The sequence below is a fragment of the Aeromonas molluscorum 848 genome (assembly GCF_000388115.1).
Classification (GTDB): domain Bacteria; phylum Pseudomonadota; class Gammaproteobacteria; order Enterobacterales; family Aeromonadaceae; genus Aeromonas; species Aeromonas molluscorum.
Genome location: NZ_AQGQ01000007.1, coordinates 31,600 through 51,936 on the forward strand (window position 1 = coordinate 31,600; position 20,337 = coordinate 51,936).

Below are 20,337 nucleotides of genomic sequence, written 5' to 3' on the forward strand. Positions count from 1 at the left end.
AATGACCAGACCGAGCCCCTGGCAACTGACCTCCTTCGCCCCCCCTCGGAGGGCGCAGCTATGACCCCCCTGGTGGTACGTCCCGCCGAACAGGGGGCCGAGCTGGCGACGCTGCTTCGCCAGCACGGCCATGCTCCCCACCCCTGCACCTTGCTCACGCTGGGTCCCGGCAACGAGCTGGATCAGCTGGCCAATCAATTGGCCGAGGCCGATATCGTCATCGCCGTCAGCACACATGCTGTTATTTTTGCTGATCATTTTCTGTTGCAAACTGGTCAGACCTGGCCAAATATTGACTACTTTGCGGTAGGCGACACCAGTGCGGCCGCCTTTGCCGAGCTGGGCATTCGTGCCGCCAGTCCGGCGGATCCCCGCAGCGAGGGACTGCTGGCCCTGTCCGAACTGCAACAGGTGGCGGGCAAGCGGATCTTGATCCTGCGCGGCAACGGGGGCCGGGATCTCATCGCCCGAACGCTGGCCTCGAGGGGGGCTCTGGTGCACTATTGTTGCACCTATGAGCGCCACTACCCTGCACTGGATGGCTCGGCACTGACCCGTGAGTGGCAAGCGGCCGGGATAGACAGCCTGCTTATCACCAGCGGGGAGTTGTTGCAGCGTCTGCAGACGCTGGTACCTGAAGATGCACACCCCTGGCTGCACGGCTGCCAGTTGGTGGTCCCCAGCCCCCGGGTGGCCGAGATGGCCGAAGGGTTGGGTTTTCTCCATATCACGATTGCCCAGGGGGCAGCCAATCAGGCCCTGCTGGCCGCCCTGGAACAGAGGAAGACGCGATGACAGAACAACAAGAGACCCAGGCCACTTCGCAAGAGAGCGCCGCACCGCGCCAGAGTCCGGCCGCCGAGCCGACTCACGCCAGCCCGGCGCCGGCCAAGCAGCACAAGGGCCGTGCCGGTGTGATCATGGGGGCCGTGGCCATACTGATCGCCCTTGGGCTAACCGGCGGCCTCTACTATCACGGCCATCAGGGCGCCATGGCACAACAGGCCGAACTGGGCCAGCTCAAGCAGCAGCTGGCGGATGTCATGGGGCGACTCGACCAGAGCGGCAGCAAGGAGCGCACCCAGCTGGGCGAGCTCGGCAAGCAACAGCTGACCCTGCAAGAGGAGTTGAAAGGCTTGCAGAATCGGGTGCTGGATCTCAACGACAAACGTCCCAATGACTGGATGCTGGCCGAGTCCGAATATCTGGTACGCATGGCGGGCCGCAAACTCTGGCTGGAGCACGACCTCGTTTCCGCCATCACCTTGCTCGGCAATGCCGACGAGCGCATCAAGGCCCTCAACGATCCCAGCCTGATGCCCATTCGCAAGGCTCTGGCCGAAGACATCGCCAAACTCAAGGCCATGCCCCGCGTCGATCGTGAAGGGCTCACCCTCAAGCTCGCCGCCCTCGAAGATCAGATAGATCAACTGCCCCTCTCCAACGTCACCATGCCCACCGCCGAGGAGCAGGCCAATCAGGCGGTCAGCAGCAACCCGGACGAATGGGAGAGCAACCTGAAGAAGAACTGGGTCAAGTTTACCGAAAACTTCATCACCATCCGTCGCCGGGATGGCGCGGTCGAGGCACTCATCTCGCCCCAGCAGGAGATCTACCTGCGCGAGAACCTCAAAACCAAGCTGCTCCAGGCCCAACTCGCTGTGTACCGCGAGCAGCAAGCCCTGTATGAAGACAGCATCGACAAGGCTTCCCGCTGGCTGGCGCAATATTTCGATACCGAAAACAGCGCAACCCACTATCTGCAGGGCGAGCTCGACAAGCTCAAGGGCGAGCAGATCCAGTTCGATTATCCGGACAGGTTCAGTACCCAGGCCCTGCTCGAACAGGTGCTGACCGAACGCCTGCAACGCATCGCGACAGGTAACTGAGGAGAGCCCCATGATCCGTTTGATTATTCTGGTCGCCGTCATGGTGGCGGGCCTGGCCTTCGGCCCCGAGGCCTCGGGCAACAAGGGCTATGTGATGATCTCTCTGGGGAATTACACCCTGGAGTCCTCGGTCACCAGCGCGGTGATCCTGGCCATTCTGTTTTATGGTCTGCTGCTCATCGTCGAATGGGTGCTGGCCCGGGTCTTTGGCCTGCGCCGCAAGACCCTTGGCTGGTATGGCTCCCGCCGTCGCCGCAAGGCCAACCAACAGACGGTGGCGGCCACCCTGGCCTTCGCCGAGGGGCAATATAGCCAGGCCGAGAAGCTGATGGTCAAGGGCGCTCGCAACAGCGAGACCCCACTGCTCAACTACCTCTCCGCCGCCAAGGCGGCTCAGGCCCGTGGCGATGACAGCCGCCGGGATCAATATCTGCTGCAGGCTCAGGAAGAGCACCCCAAGGCCGAGCTGGCCCTGACCCTGACCCAGACCCAGTTGCAGATAGAGCAAGGTCAATACGAAAGCGCCCTCGCGACCCTGGAGTCCCTGCGATCCCTCAATCCTCGCCATCCCATGGTGCTGGATCAGCTGCGTCAAGTGCAGCTCGCTCGTCAGGACTGGACGGCCCTGCTGGAGCTGATCCCGGTGCTGCACAAGGTCGGCAAGCTGACACCCAAACAGGAAGAGGAGCTGACCCGTCAAGCCTGGGTTGGCCGCCTGCAACAAGGCGCCAACGAGGCTGACACACTGGCTGCCATCTGGCAGGCCATGCCCAAGAAGTTGCGTCAGGACCCCGAGTTGCTGCTCGGCTATGGCCGCCAGTTGCGCAGCCTGCAGGGAGACCAGGCAGCCGCCGATCTCTGGCTCGATGCCCTGCGCCGGGATGCCTCGCCTCAGCTGCTGGCCGAATTGCCCCGTTTGCGTCTGGATGACTACCAGCCCCTGCTGACCCTGCTTGGCAAGATGCAGGACAAGCCGGGCGCTCAGGCAGCACTCGCCCAGATTTGCCTGCTGGCAGGCCAATTGGATGAAGCCCAGCGACTGCTGGAGATAGCGCTGGCACAGGCGCCAAGTGCAGCCCTCTACCATGCAATGGGCCAGCTGATGGACAAGCGCCGCCTCACCAACAAGGCCAACGAGTACTATCGTCAGGCCCTGCAGCTCGCGGGCATCTAACCCGACGACCTTGGGTGAAACCTGTCAAAAGAGGCCGCAATTGCGGCCTCTTTTTTATGGCTGTCGACCTCATTCAATCAGAGGCGACAGTTGCAGGTTGGCGCCGTCAGTAGGCTCAGGAGGTCTGCCGCTCCCACTCCCCGAGCAGCCAGAGCGCCTCCCCCCGGTGAGTGCCACACACATCCATCATGGGACGAAAGCCGCTGCATACGCTGGGGCGCTCGGGTGAGCCGAACAGGCGACAACCCAGCCGCTCATCGAGTTGGACGCAGGGTACCCCGGCGGGTTTCCCCTGTGGCATGCCCGGGATGGCACTGCTGATACTGGGGGCGATACAACAAGCTGCACAGCCGGCACGACATTCCATGACGATATCCATCCAAGGGCCAAGGGGATGCGCCAGTCTATCCCAGGCCCGCACAACCTCTTACCACTATCGCTGTCATCCCCTCACAGACTGCAACAAGCCCGGCGCTGGGCCGGGCTTGGATTGCAAGGCACATGACACCGCGCATCAGAGAATGATGTCGCGGATCACCTCGTCCTTGCGACTCAGATAGTGAATCGACTTGATACGACGAATGGTGCGTGACTTGCCACGGATAAGCAGCGTCTCGGTGGTCGCCATGATGCCATCGCTGCTGATGCCTTCCAGCAGATCGCCCTTGGTGATGCCTGTGGCGGAGAAGATGACGTTGTCATTCTTGGCCAAATCTTCCAGCTTGAGCACCTTGGTGACATCGATACCCAGCGCGATGCAGCGGGCTATCTCCTGCTCGCCCAGGGCTCGGGCATTGGCATCGTCACCCTTGACCTGATGGCGGGGCATGAGGCGAGCCTGCATGTCGCCGTCCAGGGCCCGGATCACTGCCGCCGAGATGACACCTTCCGGTGCGCCGCCGATGCCGTAGAGCATGTCGACTTCGCTGTCCGGCAGACAGGTGAGGATAGAGGCGGCCACATCGCCGTCGGGAATGGCGAATACGCGCACGCCCAGCCCCTGCATCTCCTTGATTGCCTTGTCATGACGCGGCTTGGCCAGGGTAATGACGGTCAGACGCGACAGCGGCTTGCCGAGCGCCTTGGCAACGGCTTTGAGGTTCAGCTCAAGGGCTTGATCCAGGTCGATCACACCTTTGGCCTTGGGGCCGACGATGAGCTTTTCCATGTACATGTCGGGGGCCTTGAGGAAGGATCCCTTGTCACCAACAGCCAGCACAGCCAGGGCATTGGATTGACCCATTGCGGTCATGCGGGTGCCTTCGATCGGGTCGACGGCGATGTCTACCGCATCACCCAGACCTGTCCCCACATGCTCACCGATATAGAGCATGGGCGCTTCGTCGATCTCACCCTCGCCGATCACTATCTCACCATCGATATCGATCTGATTGAGGATATGACGCATGGCCGCCACGGCCGCGCCATCGGCGATATTCTTGTCGCCACGTCCGAGCCACTTATAGCCAGCCAGTGCAGCCGCTTCCGTCACTCGGGAAAATTCGATTGCCAGTTCACGTCTCATCGCTAATCCAACCTATTGGAGCTCGAAAAACGGGCGGCATTCTACCACAAGGGCAAACCTTTGCGCGCAAAACTACGTGCTCACCGTATTTTAACCATTTCGCTCGCCCTGTGACCGACGCAGACCCACGCAGGCTCAAGCTGGCAGGCCTTGAGGTTGCCCCCTTCATCGAACTGACATCAAATCACCATTCACTCTTCATCTGTCAGTAACCGAACCGTCATTTCGCCCCCCTAGGATAGCCCCGTCTTTTACAACAAAAGCTTGCAACACAAGGGATTAAGATGAAAAAGCTGACAGTAGTAGCCTTGGCACTGAGCGCCGCCTTCCAAGCCCAGGCCGTCGAAGTCTTCAAGAATGACACCACCAAGCTCGACCTCTATGGCCGCATCTATGCCGGTCAGTTCTTCGGTGACAAAAAGAAGCTTGATGACAATGGTGACATAGTCGATGACTACAGCGCCAAGCAGGGGGCCAACCAGTTTGTCCGTTTCGGTGCCAAGGTCGACAGCCAGATCAACAGCAATCTCAAGGTCCTGGCTCAATACGAGCTGCAGCTGTACGTCAATGACAGCGAGAAAACCATCAGCGAGAACTCGGACAACATGCGCACTCGCCTGGCCTTTGCAGGGGTCGGCGCCGATTGGGGGGCTGTCACTTTCGGTCGCCAAAAAGGCGCCCCCGGATTCCTGGCAGACTGGACAGATGTCTCCTTGTCCGATGGCTATGGCAATGACGCTCTGGGCGCCAAAACCGATACCTTCGCCACCAACCGCGCCGGTTCAGTATTGAAATACTCAGGTCTGTTCAACGGCTTCCAGGTTGACACCAGCTACAAATTTGATGGCGGTGATACCGAAGAGACCAGCAACAAAGACAGCGATGCCGCCTACGGCGCCGCCGTGGCCTACAGCTTCCCGTTCAACCTCTCTTTGGGTACCGCCTACAACGTAGGTTTGCGCGACAAGAGTGGCGAAGCCGATGCCAAATTGTGGCTGCTCTCCGCCAAATATGACGACAAGAGTATCTACGCGGCCCTGAGCTACGCCGATGGCAACGACTTCCTGGCCACCGACAAGGATCACACCGGTTGGGAAGCCGCGCTTGGCTACAACTTCAGCAACGGCATCGGCCTGATGGCGCTCTGGAACAAGCAAACCGTCGAGCAGAAGGGCAAGGATGACATCGACTCCGTCGACTACTACACCCTGGGCGCCCAATACAAGTTCAACAGCAACTTCCGGGTGATCGGCGAATACCGCATCAACAACCTGGACAGCCAGCCGAACACGGCCGTTGCCAACCAGGACGACTTCCAACTGGCCGCCCGCTACGACTTCTAAGTAGCCCCTCCCCAGCGACCCGACAGGCGATGAGCGATCATCGCCTTTTTATTGCCTGCCCAAAATAGTGGATACATCTACCTCGGGCAGATAAGGAAGTAGATATACAGGTAGCTGACGTGCTGGTGCACATGGCGGGATCCGATATATCACTCAGCGCGAGGCAGCTTCCTCGAGGTGGCCCCTGTGCTGTAGCACTATCCAGCTCCGACCTTAACTTCTCTCGGGGAAAACCCGGCACCATGAAATCCCCATTTCCCATCCAGACCTTGGGCGGCAAGATTCTTACCAATAATACCCTCGCCCGATACGCTGGTCACCCTCAGTGGTATGACACAGCCAGTGACAGGGCGAGATACCTATTGGCAGACAATCGTGACGCCCATGATTCAGTCGCCTGGCAACGAATGGTCACAAATGATTTTCCCAAGATCTGGCGGCCGCCCTTATCATTCACCGATTCGCCATGGCCCATGGTGGATGGGTCCCCGTCGGCAAAACGCCGCCCTGAGATGAGAATTACCGCCTATGAAGTCATTTATCCGGCAAGAGATTGCCCTGCCCGCTGGCCTGCTCACCCTGGTTTTCTTCAAGACAATGGGGGCGGATCTGCTTAGCGAAACGACCCCCCTTTCACTCTATCTGCCTGTCTCGCTAGCACTGCTCGCCATCGTTACCTGGGCCATCTTCTCGGTCGTGCGTCACTCCGATGCTCTCGCCATCAAGCTGGGCGAACCTTTCGGCACCCTGATCCTGACCCTGTCGGTCATCTCCCTGGAAGTGGTGATGATCTCCTCCGTGATGTTGACCGGCGACCCCAACCCCACCATGGCTCGCGATACCATGTTTGCCGTGGTGATGCTGGTGATGAACGGCCTGGTGGGCTTCACCCTGCTGTTTGGCGGTTGGCGTTATCACACTCAGAATTTCAATCTGGATGGGGTGAAATCCTATCTGGTTGCCATCATACCGCTGGCGCTGCTCTGTCTGGTGCTGCCCAACTTCACCCGGGGCGGAACCTTGGGCAGCATGTCCAGCGCCATGTCCTGGATGCTGATCATCATCTCCGTGCTGCTCTACGGCGTCTTCCTGCTGATCCAGACCCGCAGCCACAGCCATTTCTTCGTCGACAGCGATCACGAAGATCATGAGGAGCACCACGGCATACTGCGCAGCAACGTCTATCACACCCTGCTGCTGCTCGCCTACCTGGTGGTGGTGATCCTGCTGGCCAAGACGCTAGCCATCCCCATCAACTACGGGGTCCATGTGATGGAGGCCCCGGCGGCGCTGGGCGGCTTCATCGTAGCCTGTATCGTGCTCGCGCCAGAGGCGGTCGGCGCCATCAAGGCCGCCTTCAACAACCAGTTGCAGCGTGCCATGAATCTCTATTTTGGTTCTGTGCTGGCCACCATAGCCCTGACGGTCCCCTCTGTGCTGTTTATTGGCTCACTGATGGGGCAGGAGGTGCGCCTCGGACTCGACGCCGCCAACATGGTGCTGCTCGCCACCACCCTTATGGTGTGCAAGGTGACTTTCAGCAGCGGTCGCACCAATGTGTTGCACGGCGCCACCCATCTGGTGCTGTTCGTGGTCTACCTGTTCCTGATGTTTGAACCCTCATGATGAACGCCCTTTCGCACAGATAGAAAAAGAGCGCCTGGTGGCGCTCTTTTTAATGGACGTTCTTTTGCAGACAGAGTGGCTTACAAGCTCGGCAAGACACCGGCCGGGATCAGATCGTTGTAGCTGGCGGCGCCCAGCAGGGCGGCGGCGGCTTCGATGTCCGGCGAGAAGTATCTGTCCTTGTCGTAGAAGCTGACTTGGCTGCGCAGACGTCCCTTGGCCAGCTCGATGAGCTCGGTGCTGCGCAGGGGGGCACGAAAATCCAGCCCCTGGGCCGCGGCCAGCAGCTCGACCGCCAGTATGCCACGGGTATTCTCCGCCATGTCCGCCAGACGGCGGGCGGCGAAGGTGGCCATGGAGACGTGATCCTCCTGGTTGGCGGAGGTGGGCAGGCTATCCACCGAAGCCGGGTGAGCCAGGCTCTTGTTCTCGGAGGCGAGCGCCGCCGAGGTGACCTGGGCAATCATGAAGCCGGAGTTGACACCGCCGTTGTTGACCAGGAAGGCGGGCAGACCCGACATCCGTGAGTCGATCAGCAGCGCCATGCGTCGCTCGGACAGAGATCCTATCTCGGCGATGGCCAGGGCCAGGTTGTCGGCGGCGAAGGCCACGGGCTCTGCATGGAAGTTGCCACCGGAGAGGATCTCCTCATCCTCGGCGAACACCAGCGGGTTGTCGGAGACCGCATTGGCCTCGCACACCAGCACCTCGGCGGCCTGACGGATCTGGGTCAGGCAGGCCCCCATCACCTGGGGCTGGCAGCGCAGGGAGTAGGGATCCTGCACCTTCTCGCAGTTGTGATGGGACATGCCGATCTCGCTGCCATCCACCAGCAACTGGCGATAACAGCTGGCTGCATCTATCTGGCCACGCTGACCGCGCACCGCATGGATGCGGGCATCAAACGGACGACGACTGCCCAGCGCCGCTTCTACGCTCATGGCGCCTATGGTAATGGCACCGGCGAACAAGTCCTCCGCATGGAACAGTCCCTCCAGCGCGAAGGCCGTACTGGCCTGGGTGCCGTTGAGCAGGGCCAGCCCCTCTTTCGGTGCCAGGGAGATCGGCTCCAAACCGGCAATCTTCAGGGCCGTCGCGGCATCGATCAGTTCACCCTTGTGACGGGCCTTGCCCTCCCCGATGAGCAGGCAGCTCATGTGGGCCAGGGGCGCCAGATCGCCGGAGGCACCGACGGAGCCCTTCTTCGGCACCACCGGATAGACTTCGGCATTGATCAGCGTGATCAGGGCATTGAGCACCTCCAGCCGAATGCCGGAGAAGCCACGGGCCAGGGAGTTCACCTTGAGCACCATCATCAGCCGCACTGTGGCGTCATCCATGTAGGTGCCGATACCGGCTGCATGGGAGAGCACGATGGAGCGTTGCAGCTCGTCGAGCTGCTCCACCGGAATGCGGGTGTTGGCGAGCAGGCCGAAGCCGGTGTTGATGCCGTAGACGACGCGGTTTTGCTCTATCACCCGGGTCACTACTTCGGCGGAAGCACGAATGCCAGGAATAGCACTCTCAGCCAACGAGAGGCGTACCGGCTCACGGCTGACCCGACGCAGGGTGGCGAGATCCAGTTCGCCCGGTTTCACAGTCAATGCAAACATCTTATTTAGCCTCACCAGTGTGGGAACCCTGCGACTCGAGCATGGGCAGATCCAGTTTCGCCTCTTGAGCGCAATCGATAGCAATCTCGTAGCCGGCGTCGGCGTGACGCATCACCCCGGTGGCCGGGTCGTTGCGCAGCACGCGGCCAACCCGCTTGGCTGCATCATCGGTACCGTCACAGACGATGACTACACCGGAGTGTTGGGAGAAGCCCATACCTACGCCACCACCGTGGTGCAGGGAGACCCAGGTCGCGCCACCGGCGGTGTTGAGCAGGGCGTTGAGCAGCGGCCAGTCGGAGACGGCATCGGAGCCATCCATCATGGACTCGGTTTCACGGTTGGGGCTCGCCACCGAGCCGGAATCCAGGTGGTCGCGGCCGATGACCACGGGGGCTTTCAGCTCGCCGTTCTTCACCATCTCGTTGAAGGCCAGGCCCAGGCGTACCCGATCCTTGACCCCGACCCAGCAGATCCGCGCCGGCAACCCCTGGAAGGCGATGCGCTCGCGGGCCATGTCGAGCCAGTTGTGCAGGTGAGCATCGTCCGGGATCAACTCTTTGACCTTTTGATCCGTCTTGTAGATGTCTTCCGGATCCCCGGACAGCGCCACCCAGCGGAAGGGGCCTATGCCCTGGCAGAACAGAGGGCGAATGTAGGCCGGCACGAAACCGGGGAAGTCGAAGGCATTCTTGACCCCCTCATCCAACGCCACCTGGCGGATGTTGTTGCCATAATCGAGGGTCGCGGCGCCACGGGTCTGCAGGGTCAACATGGCTTCCACCTGACGGGCCATGGAGTGGCGGGCCGCCAGGTTCACTTCCTCGGGCGCGGATTTTTGCAGCTCGCGCCACTTAGCCAAGCTCCAGCCCTGGGGCAAGTAGCCGTGAACAGGGTCATGGGCAGAAGTCTGGTCGGTCACCACGTCCGGGGTGATGCCACGGGCCACCAGCTCGGCGAACACATCGGCGGCATTGCCGAGCAGACCGATGGAGACGGCGCTGCCGCTGCGTTTGGCTTCCTCGACCATGGCCAGCGCCTCGTCCAGGCTATGGGCCTTCTTGTCGACATAGCGGGTTTTCAAGCGGAAATCGATGCGGGTCTCGTCGCACTCGACGGCGATCATGGAGAAACCGGCCATGGTGGCGGCCAGGGGCTGGGCGCCGCCCATGCCGCCCAGACCACCGGTCAGGATCCAGCGCCCTTTCGGTTCGCCGTTGAAGTGCTGATTGGCCACAGCGAAGAAGGTCTCATAGGTGCCCTGCACTATCCCCTGGGTACCTATGTAGATCCAGGAGCCGGCGGTCATCTGGCCGTACATCATGAGCCCCTTCTTATCGAGCTCGTTGAAGTGTTCCCAATTTGCCCAGTGCGGCACCAGATTGGAGTTGGCGATCAGCACCCGAGGCGCGTCCTTGTGGGTCTGGAACACCCCGACCGGCTTGCCGGATTGCACCAGCAGAGTTTGATCTTCCTCGAGCCGGGTCAGTACTTCGACAATCTTGTCGTAGCACGCCCAGTTGCGGGCGGCGCGACCGATACCGCCATAGACCACCAGAGACTGGGGATGTTCGGCCACTTCCGGATCCAGGTTGTTCATCAGCATCCGCAGCGGCGCTTCAGTCAGCCAGCTCTTGGCGGTCAACTGAGTGCCACGGGCGGCGCGGATGACCCGGCTCGGGTCATGACGGGGATCCTGTTCCTGTTTCTGCTGCTCAGACATTTGACTCTCCTTGTTCACTATGGGCTCGGCCCGCTTACTTGATGAGTTGATGGACGAGACGGGCGGCCACGCGGGCACTGAGGCCGTCCCTATCCAGGCTCGGGTTCAGTTCAGCCAGATCGGCGAGACGCAGCTTGCCACTGGCGCGGATCTCGGCAATCAGGGGTTCAATCAGACTCAGGACCACCCCATGGGCGGCCGGGGCACTGACCCCGGGCATCTGGCCTGCGGGCAGCACGTCGAGATCAATGGTGAGGTAGAGGTGATCCACCTCGGCGATAAAGGCGTTCAGACCCCGCATCAGGCTCGGTAGCTCGCGCTCCGTCATCTCTTCGTCCTTGACGATCCAGACATTCAAATCGTCGGCGCGGGCGAACAGCGCCTGGGTGTTGGCCGTTTCGGCCACCCCCAGGCAGGCATAGCGAAATGCCGTACCCTGGATCTGGCACTGTTCGGCAATCTGGAAGAAAGGGGTCCCCGAGCTCGCCCGGGGCGCCTTGCGCCGCAAGTCCAGGTGCGCATCGAAATTGATGATGCCGACGCGGCCACGGCCAGCCAGATGACGATTGAGGCCGCTCCAGCTGCCGAACGCCACCTCGTGCCCTCCTCCCAATACCAGCGGGAACTGGCCATCGGCCAGCAAAGCGGCAACCCGCTCGGCCAGCTGGTCATGGGCCGCCTCGAGGTCGCCATCCAGGCAATCGACATCACCCGCATCCCAGGCCGGGCGCTGGCCATGCCAGGCGGTATTGGCCAGGGCCTTGCGGATCTGCAGGGGGCCCTCGGCGGCGCCGACGCGACCCTTGTTGCGGTGCACCCCTTCGTCGCAGGCAAAACCGAGCAGGGCTACGCCCTTGGCCACTCCTGGTTGCCAGGGTTGGACCCGGTCGTGCCAACGCAGGGCCAGCTCGCCATCTTCCGGATCCTGGCGGCCTTGCCAGACACTCATATCAACCATGGATAGTCTCCTCACCATTGACCACGCGGCAGACCGGCTGCTCGACACCGACCAGATAGCTGAGCTCGGCCGGATGGGCACAGCTCCATACCACGAAGTCCGCCAGCATGCCGACCCGCAGTTGACCGAGTCGCTCCTGCTCTCCCAAGGCGTGGGCGGCATGACGGGTCACCCCGGCCAGGGCTTCGGGCGGGGTCAGGCCAAACAGGGTGCAAGCCATGTTCATGGCCATCCGCAGGGAAACGATGGGGGCCGTGCCCGGGTTGATGTCGGAGGAGACCGCCATGGGCACATGGGCGCGGCGCAACGCATCGACCGGTGGCAACTTGGTCTCCTTGAGGAAGTAAAAAGCAGTGGGCAGCAGGGTGGCTACCACGCCACGGTGGGCCAGGGCATGAATGCCGTCGGCATCCAGATATTCGAGATGATCCACCGACAGGGCGCCGAAGTTGGCGGCGAGGGTGCTGCCCCCCAGGTTGGAGAGCTGATCCATGTGCCCCTTCACCGGCAGACCATACTGGGCGGCGGCGAGATAGACCTGCTCGGTCTGGGCCAGGGAAAAGCCGATGTGTTCGCAGAAGACATCCACCGCATCGGCCAGTCCGGCCTCGGCTGCGGCCGGAATGATCTCCTGGCAGATGGTCTCGACCCAGGAGTCAGGATCATCCTTGCATTCGGGGGGTACGGCATGGGCGGCCAGGAGTGTGGTCTTGACCCGGATAGGCAGAGACTGACCGAGGCGACGGGCGACCCGCAGCATCTTGAGTTCATCAGCCAGGGTCAGGCCATAACCGGACTTTATCTCGACGGTGGTCACCCCTTCACGCATCAGCGCCTTCACCCGTGGCAGGGCGAGATCGTAGAGCTGATCCTCGCTGGCGGCCCGGGTCGCCTTGACGGTGGAGAGTATGCCGCCGCCACGCTTGGCGATCTCGGCATAGGGTACCCCTTTGAGGCGCTGCTCGAACTCTTCGGCTCGGCTGCCGGCGAACACAAGGTGGGTATGGCAATCGATAAGACCCGGGGTCACCAGCTTGCCCTTCATGTCCTGCCAGTGGGCAGGGACGCTGCCCTTGAGTTCATGCATGGGTACCAGCGCCTGGATGACACCATCCCGTACACCGATGGCATGAGGTTCCAGCAGGCCATAATCGACCAGATCGGGCCGCATGGTGGCTGGCAATACGTTGAGCCAGACCCGCTCGCAGTTCAACAGTTCCTTGTTCATATCGACCCCATAAATGTATATACAATACGTTATAGCCGATCTCTAACCAAAAATACAGCGACGAGATCACATCTTGGTAACAGTGGATTTACTTGAGTATAGCCATGAAAAAACCCACCGAAGGGTGGGCTGATGTCACACAAATATGTATATACAATTAAATCAGGCAAGCCAACCCATGGCGATGGCCAGATGGCCAACCCCCCCGGCCAGCAACAGACCAAGCAAGGTTCGGATCAGCCAGATCGCCAGCAACTGGCCCACCCCGAGCGGGATCTTGGTGGCGAGGATGCAGGGGATGGAGGCGGACAGAAAGAGCACGGAGCTGACCGACACCACCGCCGCCACGAATCGCACCAGCAGATCCGCATCCTTGAGCAGGATGGCGGGCAGGAACATCTCCGCCAGCCCAGCCGCCAGGGATCGCGCCGCCACCATAGGCTCATTCATGTCGAGCAGCCAGGTGATGGGCAGGAAGATCCAGCCAATCACATCAAACAGCGGCGTGTGCTGCGCCAGCAACAGCCCCATCAGGCCGACCGAGAGAATGGAGGGCACCACGGCCGCCGCCATCTGTACACCATCGCGCAGATTGTCCAGCAACTGCCGCCAGGTGGCCGGTGCCTGCCGGGACTGGTTCAGACCCGCGGCGATGGCAGCCTGCCAGCGGTTCATGCCGATGGGCAGGGGATCGTCCTGGCTGCCTTCATCATCGAGGCGCGAGATGGGGGGAATGCGGGCCGTGATGGCAGTGATCAGGAAGGTGATGACCAGGGTCGACCAGAAATAGAAATTCCAGTAAGGCATCAGGTTGAGGGTCTTGGCGACGATGATCATGAAGGCCGCCGACACCGTCGAGAAGCCGGTCGCTATGATGGCGGCTTCGCGCAGGCTGTACTTGCCCGCCAGATAGACCCGGTTGGTGATGAGCAGGCCGACAGAGTAGCTACCCACGAAGGAAGCGACCGCATCGATGGCGGAATGACCGGGAGTGCGCCAGAGGGGGCGCATGATGGGCTGCATCAGCACACCAATCAGCTCCAGCAGGCCGAAACCGAGCAGGAAGGTGAGCGCCAGGGCGCCGATGGGTACGATCAGCCCGACTGTCATCGCCAGCTTGTCGAACAGGAAGGGCAGACGATCCGGGGTCATCAACCAGGCCGGGCCCACGCCGGTCAGATAGACAACCGCCAGCCCCAATCCAAGCAGCTTGAAGATGGTCAGCACCTTGTCGATGGGACGAGCGCGCCAACGACCGTCAATCAGCGGAGCACAGGCGCCGTAGAGGATGAGCGCCATCACCAGACTGACCGCCAGGGTGCGCTGCGCCACTAGCTGACTCGCCAAATGATCCACCAATATGGTGCTCTTGCCGCCCAGTTCGAAGGGCACGAAGAAGCTGCCAATGCCGATGATAGCGGTGATGATCAGCTTGAGGGCCGCACTGGCCCCCGTGCTGGGTGCCATGACCTGTTCCCTTTCCATCTTGTCTCTCCCTGTTGTCTTGACTCAGTGTTGACTCACGCTGGTGGTCGCCTGCGTGGACGACCTTAAATGTATATACATATTTACACCAGTTAGTCGAGAAGGACAAAACAAAAAATTAACAGGGTTGAAACATTGGGATCCCCGTTGGATCCCGACAGGATCCTCAGTCCGGAAACAACAAAGGCCCACCAGGGGCCTTTGTTGTTTCGTATTTAGCTCAAGCCATACGGGTCTGGGATCTCAGCTTGTAACGGGATCCCGGTGACAGCAGCCGGGCGTAGGAGACCAGCGCCCCTTCCGACCAGGTACGTCTATGGAGCAGCAGACAGGGAATATCGACCCGGATCTGCAAAAGCCCCGCCTCCCCCGCACTCGGCAACACCGCCTCGACCACATGTTCCATCTCGGAGAGGGGGCACACTTCCATCAGGTAACGGTTCGGAGTCTGGCGGGTGAAGTCCTGCTCGCCGTAGCCGGGCAGCTGCCTAGCATCGACGAAACGCTCTTCAAGCTGTAGCGGTTCCCCATCGGCCTGATGGACGATCAGGCTGTGGAAGATGGGGGCTCCGACTCGCAGGCCAAGTTGCACTGCCACCTTCTCATCGGCGGCCTGCCGTTCAAGGCGGATCACCCTGGCACTGTAGTCGGCGCCCTGCTCCGCTATCTCCTCCGCGATATTGCGAATGGCAAGCAGGGTCGACTCGGTCCGCCTGTCCGCCACGAAGCTGCCGGAGCCTGCGGTGCGGTTGAGCCAGCCATCGGCCACCAGTTCGCGCAGCGCCTTGTTGACCGTCATCCTGCTCACCCCGAACTGTTCGCACAAGGCAGCCTCGGTCGGGATCCTGTCCCCCGCCTCATAGTGCCGTGAGCGAATGCCGTCGAGAATGTGCTGCTTGATCTGCAGATAGAGGGCGGGAGCCAAGGGCGCGTCCTCAGCTGCGGGAGCGGACCGGACGTTTCATCTCGGACCAGCAGCGATAGACGTTGGATATTTGGTCGGCACCACTGATGCAGACCCCGAGATCGTGCAGCAGACCATCCTTGATGCCATAGACCCAACCATGGACCGCCAGCTCCTGTCCCTTGCGCCAGGCATTCTGCACTATGGTGGTATGGCAGACGTTGGCGACCTGCTCGGCCACGTTCAGTTCGCACAGATAGTCGTGACGCTCGTGCTCATCCTCGATGAGATCCACGTCAGTCTGATACTTCTGGTAGATATCCTTGATGTTGCGCAGCCAGTTGTCGATGAGCCCCAGCTCCTCGTTCTGCATCGCGGCCCGCACACCACCACAGCCATAGTGGCCACAGATGATGATGTGCTTCACCTTGAGTACCTCGACCGCATACTGCAGCACAGAGAGACAGTTGAAATCGGTGTGTACCACCAGGTTCGCCACGTTGCGGTGCACGAAGACATCACCGGGCAGCAGCCCCATCAACTGGTTGGCAGGAACCCGGCTGTCGGAGCAGCCAATCCACAGATACTCTGGCGCTTGCTGCGCAGAGAGCTGGGTAAAGAAATCGGGGTCCTCGGCCTTGATCTGTTCGGCCCATTCGCGGTTGTTGGCAAACAAGTGGTTCAGTAGTTTCACTGCATTTCTCCCTTAACTGTTGCCAGCAAGATAGCACAAAGCCACCTATTCACGGCAAGACTCCCTGGCAGGTCTGAGCAGATCAACACGCCTGCACCAGATAGCAAAACAGGGCCATAGGCCCTGTTTGATTACTATCGAGACGAGGAGGACGTCAGACATCCATGGCATCTTTCAGCTTCTTGAGAGCATTCTTCTCAAGTTGGCGGATCCGCTCGGCGGACACGCCATAGCTGTCGGCCAGCTCCTGCAGCGTAGTCTTGTTGTCATCATCCAGCCAGCGAGCGCGAATGATGTGCTGGCTACGCTCATCCAGGGTCGCCATGGCCGCACTGAGACGACGGGTGGCGTGTTTGTCCCAGTTGTCGTTCTCTATTGTCGTGGCCAAGTCGGAGGACTTGTCTTCCAGATAGTGGACGGGAGCGAAGCCAGCTTCGTCATCCTCGTCACCGACCAGGTCAAACGCCTGATCGTAGTTGCTCATGCGTGCTTCCATCTCGGTCACATCGCTGACCGAAACACCAAGCTCATCGGCCACGACCCGTGCCTCATCATGGCTGAACCAGCCCAGACGCTTCTTGGATTTGCGCAGGTTGAAGAACAGTTTGCGCTGGGCCTTGGTGGTTGCCACCTTGACCATGCGCCAGTTACGCAGCACGTATTCGTGAATTTCGGCCTTGATCCAATGCACGGCGAAAGAGACCAGACGCACGCCGACGCTGGGGTCGAAGCGCTTGACCGCCTTCATCAGACCAATGTTGCCTTCCTGTACCAGGTCAGCCTGAGGCAGACCGTAGCCGGCATAACTCTTGGCAACGTGAACAACAAAGCGCAGATGCGACATGACCAGCTGACGGGCAGCCTCGAGATCGCCACCCTGCTGCAACCGCATCGCCAGCTCACGCTCCTCTTCCGCGCTGAGCACGGGAATCGCGTTAACGGCCTGGACATAACCTTCCAGACTGCCTTGGGGGATAAGGGCCATAGTGCGTTGCAATGAAGTTCCCATCTTTTACCTCTTTACTCTTCAGTCGCGCCAGTCTAGCACCCTCACAGGGGCTGTCTAGGAGACGGCGACTATTCTGCGGCCTGAATCAAGTACTGAACCAAGTCAGAACCCGACACATCTTAGGGCTAGGGGATGAATCATAAATGAACAGTCAAAAAAAGGGGGTCACAGTGAAGGACCCCCGAAAAGTAGCATGCTAAGTCCATTGTTGCGGAGCTCGCAACCTTCACATGCTTGCCAAGTCTGACGAGCGGGGGTCTTACGCCACACCCGTATAAGTTCGATTTTAAGACTGCGCTACTTCAATAAGGTTCCATGGATCTTGAGCAGATCCTGGCGATCATTGACGTCCAGATTACTATCTGAATGCGTCCTGTGCCAGAAAGGGTCACTTTTTTACTTGATCCAGCTCGCAAAATCCAGCGAGTTTTGTCTAAAAATGGGTCAGGAAGGCTCGATATCACGAATATGGCGATGGACCGAAAACCAGGAGGCGATGAGTCCAAGCAGTGCCCCGAGCAGTATCAGGTTAATACCATCAATCCCCCCCATGCCGACCAGGCGGAAATGGCTGTTGTAGAGACCGGCCAACTCCTTGACCACCCCCTCGCTCCAGATCACCATCACCTCGGTCAGCCACCAGGCCAACATACCGCCGATGACGCCATACCAGATGCCGGTATAGAGGAAGGGTCTGTGGATGAAGGCATCGGTCGCCCCCACCAGCTTGAGTACCTCAATCTCGGATCTCTGGTTGAGGATATTCAGCCGCAAAGTATTGCCGACAATGAGCAGCACGGCGGAGAGCAGCAGCACGGCGATGCCGGTGATGGTGTGACGCAACAGGTTCATGATGCCTTGCAAACGGGTCAGCCACTGCAAGTCCAGCTTACCCTGTTCTATGCCTGGCTCATTCTCCAGCTTGGCAAGCAGCTCGGCAGCCCCTTCCGGATTCTGCCAGCGCGGATCCGGGATCACGCTCAAGACTGGCGGCAGCGGGTTGCTGTCCAGATAGTCGAGAGCATCACCGAAGCCCGAAATCTCGCGAAACTCCTTGAGCGCCTCATCCCGATTCATGTAGGTCACCGACGCCACCTCGGGGTAGAGCAGGATGCGTTGCTTGAGCTCTTGAATGTTCTGCTCCGGCAAATCTTTGCGCAGATAAAGGGAGATCTGCGAGCTGTTCTGCCAGTTGCCTTCCACCAGCTCGGCATTCTTGAGCAGCACATGAAAGCAGGAGGGCAGCGCCAGACTCACACCGAGCACGGCCAGGGTCATCAGGGAGGCAAGGGGGTTACGCCACAGCTCGCCCAGGCTGGCAAACGCCTGGCGCAGGTGATCGACCCAGTACATGACGAAGCGGCGCAGCAGTGGCTGCTTGTGACGCACGATAGCCATCAGTAATCCTCCTGCTGGGAGTGCATCCGTCCCGCCTTGAGCGTAAAGGTGCGATAACGCATGCGGGCGATGAGCCCGAGATCATGGGTGGCGATGAGCACAGAAACCCCGAAGCTGTTGAACTCCTCGAACAGACGCATGATGTCCATGGAGAGCTGGGGATCCAGGTTGCCGGTCGGTTCATCGGCCAGCAACAGCGGTGGCTTGTTGACGATGGCGCGGGCGATGCCGACCCGCTGCTGTTCCCCCCCGGACAGCATGCGCGGCTGGTAACGCTCCTTGCCGAGCAGCCCCACCTTGTCCAGCGCTGCCGCCACCCGCTTGTTGATGTCCCCATGGCTGTAGCCGTCAATGACCAGGGGCAGCGCCACGTTGTCGAACACGGTTCTGTCCATCAGCAGCCGGTGGTCCTGGAAGATCATGCCTATCTGGCGGCGTACATAGGGGATCTGGCGCCGCTGGATCCGGCTCACATCCTCCCCATGAAAGAAGACGCGGCCATCTGTGGGCCGCTCCATCACGCTGATGAGTTTGAGCAGGGTGCTCTTGCCTGCCCCGGAGTGTCCGGTCAGAAAGCCCATCTCCCCCTTGCGCAGGTGAAAGTTCACCTTCTGCAGCGCCTGATGGCCACCGCTATATACCTTGCTGACCTGATCAAAACGAATCATCTCTGGTCCCTGAAGCTTGTCTGGCCCCACCTGCGAGGCACTGGAGAGAGCAAGGGGCCGCCCAGTGGCGGCCCGACTTGCTTATTCGTCGCGGCTAAACAGCGCCTCGATGAAGTCGTTGGCAACGAAGGGACGCAAATCGTCTATCCCCTCACCCACCCCGATGAAACGGATGGGGATCTGGAACTTGTCAGCCACCGCGAAGATGACGCCACCCTTGGCGGTACCATCGAGCTTGGTGAGGGTGATACCGGTCAAACCCACAGCCTCTTTGAACAGCTTGGCCTGGCTCAGGGCGTTCTGGCCCGTCCCCGCATCCAGGGTCAGCATGATTTCGTGAGGGGCCTCCTCATCGAGCTTCTTCATGACCCGCACCACCTTCTTGAGCTCCTCCATCAGGTTGCTCTTGTTTTGCAGGCGGCCGGCAGTATCCGCAATCAGCACGTCGGCTCCACGGGAACGGGCAGCCTCGATGGCATCATAGATGACGGAGGCAGAGTCGGCGCCGGTGTGCTGGGCGATGACCGGCAGGTTGTTGCGCTGGCCCCATACCTGCAACTGCTCGACGGCGGCGGCGCGGAAGGTATCACCGGCGGCCAGCATGACGCTCTTGCCCTCGGCTTGCAGCTGCTTGGCAAGTTTGCCTATGGTGGTGGTCTTGCCTACCCCATTCACGCCCACCATGAGGATCACATAAGGCTTCTTGCTGGTATCGATCACCAGAGGCTGCTCGACCTTGGCCAGCATCTCGCCCATGTCCTGCTTGAGCAGACCGTAGAGGGCTTCGCCATCCTTGAGCTGCTTGCGGCTGGCGTGCTGGGTCAGGCTGCTGATGATGCGGGTGGTGGTATCGACCCCAAGATCCGCGGTGAGCAACTGGGTCTCCAGCTCCTCGAACAACTCATCATCTATCTGCTTGCCACTGAACAGGCTGAAGAAACCAGAGCCTATGTTCTCCTTGGTGCGCACCAGACTACGCTTGAGACGAGCAAAGAAGCCCTCTCGCTGCGGCTTGGCCTGAGTGTCATCGGCCACATCCCCCGCCAGAGGGAGCGCAGCCAGGGCGGCAGCCTCTACTTCGGCGGCCAGTCGGGCCTGTT

At 60.5% G+C, this 20,337-nt stretch carries 18 protein-coding genes; 5 read left to right on the plus strand and 13 right to left on the minus strand.

Features of this window, described 5'->3' with window-relative positions:
• Positions 1-60 precede the first annotated feature (60 nt).
• Genes G113_RS02625 through G113_RS02635 form a run of 3 tightly spaced genes read left to right on the plus strand, consistent with a single transcriptional unit; the run spans position 61 to position 3,063 of the window.
• Positions 61-795 (plus strand): uroporphyrinogen-III synthase, encoded by a 735-nt coding sequence (locus G113_RS02625; RefSeq protein ID WP_005892716.1) that lies wholly within the window; start codon positions 61-63, stop codon positions 793-795.
• Positions 792-1,889 carry a uroporphyrinogen-III C-methyltransferase gene (locus G113_RS02630; protein ID WP_005892719.1) on the plus strand — a complete coding sequence of 366 codons (1,098 nt, stop codon included), beginning with the start codon at positions 792-794 and terminating at the stop codon, positions 1,887-1,889. Before G113_RS02625 ends, G113_RS02630 begins: the two co-directional genes overlap by 4 nt.
• A 10-nt stretch (positions 1,890-1,899) precedes the next feature.
• Positions 1,900-3,063: a heme biosynthesis HemY N-terminal domain-containing protein gene (locus tag G113_RS02635; RefSeq protein ID WP_005892721.1), complete on the plus strand. Its 1,164-nt coding sequence runs from the start codon at positions 1,900-1,902 to the stop codon at positions 3,061-3,063.
• Between the two features lie 115 nt (positions 3,064-3,178).
• Here G113_RS02635 and G113_RS02640 read toward each other — a convergent pair whose 3' ends face one another.
• Both G113_RS02640 and glpX read right to left on the minus strand, forming a co-directional pair.
• Positions 3,179-3,430, minus strand: a complete 252-nt coding sequence (locus G113_RS02640) for a YkgJ family cysteine cluster protein (RefSeq protein ID WP_005892723.1) — start codon at positions 3,428-3,430, stop codon at positions 3,179-3,181.
• 147 nt (positions 3,431-3,577) lie between these two features.
• Positions 3,578-4,588, minus strand: coding sequence for a class II fructose-bisphosphatase (gene glpX / locus G113_RS02645; protein ID WP_005892725.1), 1,011 nt, complete (start codon positions 4,586-4,588; stop codon positions 3,578-3,580).
• Positions 4,589-4,872: 284 nt separating this feature from the next.
• Between glpX and G113_RS02650 the strand changes: the two genes are divergently transcribed.
• Positions 4,873-5,931, plus strand: a complete 1,059-nt coding sequence (locus tag G113_RS02650) for a porin (protein ID WP_005892727.1) — start codon at positions 4,873-4,875, stop codon at positions 5,929-5,931.
• A 528-nt stretch (positions 5,932-6,459) separates the two neighbouring features.
• On the plus strand, positions 6,460-7,557 hold the full coding sequence (locus G113_RS02655) for a calcium:proton antiporter (protein ID WP_005892729.1): 1,098 nt from the start codon (positions 6,460-6,462) through the stop codon (positions 7,555-7,557).
• 80 nt (positions 7,558-7,637) lie between these two features.
• Here G113_RS02655 and hutH read toward each other — a convergent pair whose 3' ends face one another.
• The 11 genes from hutH to ftsY form a co-directional block, all read right to left on the minus strand.
• Complete coding sequence (gene hutH, locus G113_RS02660) at positions 7,638-9,170, minus strand: histidine ammonia-lyase (protein ID WP_005892732.1); 1,533 nt, start codon at positions 9,168-9,170, stop codon at positions 7,638-7,640.
• A gap of 1 nt (position 9,171) precedes the next feature.
• Positions 9,172-10,893, minus strand: a complete 1,722-nt coding sequence (gene hutU / locus G113_RS02665) for a urocanate hydratase (RefSeq protein WP_005892736.1) — start codon at positions 10,891-10,893, stop codon at positions 9,172-9,174.
• A 34-nt stretch (positions 10,894-10,927) separates the two neighbouring features.
• Positions 10,928-11,851: a formimidoylglutamase gene (gene hutG / locus G113_RS02670; RefSeq protein ID WP_005892739.1), complete on the minus strand. Its 924-nt coding sequence runs from the start codon at positions 11,849-11,851 to the stop codon at positions 10,928-10,930.
• A complete protein-coding gene (hutI, locus tag G113_RS02675) occupies positions 11,844-13,079 on the minus strand; it encodes an imidazolonepropionase (protein WP_005892741.1) in 1,236 nt (411 codons plus the stop codon). Before hutI ends, hutG begins: the two co-directional genes overlap by 8 nt.
• A gap of 162 nt (positions 13,080-13,241) precedes the next feature.
• Positions 13,242-14,546, minus strand: a complete 1,305-nt coding sequence (locus G113_RS02680) for a YjiH family protein (RefSeq protein WP_407919094.1) — start codon at positions 14,544-14,546, stop codon at positions 13,242-13,244.
• Positions 14,547-14,784: 238 nt separating this feature from the next.
• Positions 14,785-15,489: a histidine utilization repressor gene (gene hutC / locus G113_RS02685; protein ID WP_005892745.1), complete on the minus strand. Its 705-nt coding sequence runs from the start codon at positions 15,487-15,489 to the stop codon at positions 14,785-14,787.
• A gap of 10 nt (positions 15,490-15,499) precedes the next feature.
• Entirely contained in the window at positions 15,500-16,162 is a 663-nt protein-coding gene (gene can, locus G113_RS02690; protein ID WP_005892747.1) for a carbonate dehydratase, read from the minus strand.
• Between the two features lie 154 nt (positions 16,163-16,316).
• A complete protein-coding gene (rpoH, locus tag G113_RS02695; RefSeq protein WP_005892749.1) occupies positions 16,317-17,171 on the minus strand; it encodes an RNA polymerase sigma factor RpoH in 855 nt (284 codons plus the stop codon).
• Positions 17,172-17,615: 444 nt separating this feature from the next.
• Positions 17,616-18,569, minus strand: coding sequence for a permease-like cell division protein FtsX (ftsX, locus tag G113_RS02700; RefSeq protein WP_005892751.1), 954 nt, complete (start codon positions 18,567-18,569; stop codon positions 17,616-17,618).
• On the minus strand, positions 18,569-19,237 hold the full coding sequence (ftsE, locus tag G113_RS02705) for a cell division ATP-binding protein FtsE (protein WP_005892754.1): 669 nt from the start codon (positions 19,235-19,237) through the stop codon (positions 18,569-18,571). Before ftsE ends, ftsX begins: the two co-directional genes overlap by 1 nt.
• Before the next feature lie 81 nt (positions 19,238-19,318).
• Positions 19,319-20,337, minus strand: a 1,019-nt coding sequence (gene ftsY / locus G113_RS02710; RefSeq protein ID WP_005892756.1) for a signal recognition particle-docking protein FtsY, incomplete at its 5' end; no start/stop codon positions are given.